The organism is Streptomyces regalis (genome assembly GCF_001509475.1).
GTDB classification, from domain to species: Bacteria; Actinomycetota; Actinomycetes; order Streptomycetales; family Streptomycetaceae; genus Streptomyces; species Streptomyces regalis.
In genome coordinates, this window is record NZ_LLZG01000286.1 from 1 (window position 1) to 317 (window position 317).

At 75.7% G+C, this 317-nt stretch carries 1 pseudogene; it reads right to left on the reverse strand.

The features are described 5' to 3' along the window. Positions 1-317 (reverse strand): annotated as a pseudogene (locus tag ADL12_RS56820) (LysR substrate-binding domain-containing protein); the annotation flags it as partial.

Consider the following 317-nt stretch of genomic DNA (forward strand, 5'->3'; position numbering starts at 1 on the left):
AGGATCTGCGGGTGATGCGGGGGTTGGTGCGGGCGGCTGGTGGCTGACGGGAGTTCTTCGCCCCCGCGTCAGCGACAGCAGGTCCCGCGCCGGGCCCACCGGGCGATGCCCCGTCGGCCACACCGCCGGCAGATCCCGCGCCAGCTACACGTCCGCCACCGGGACGCTCACCAGCAGCCGCATCGACAGTTCCCCCCCCACGGCGAGCTCGCTCAGCCCCGCCGGCCCCGCCCCGCTCACCGCGGCCGCCTTGACCGCGGTGGTCGAGGACAGCTCGATCAAGGGACGGGCCAGCCCGCCGAGCGCCGCGTCGAGGA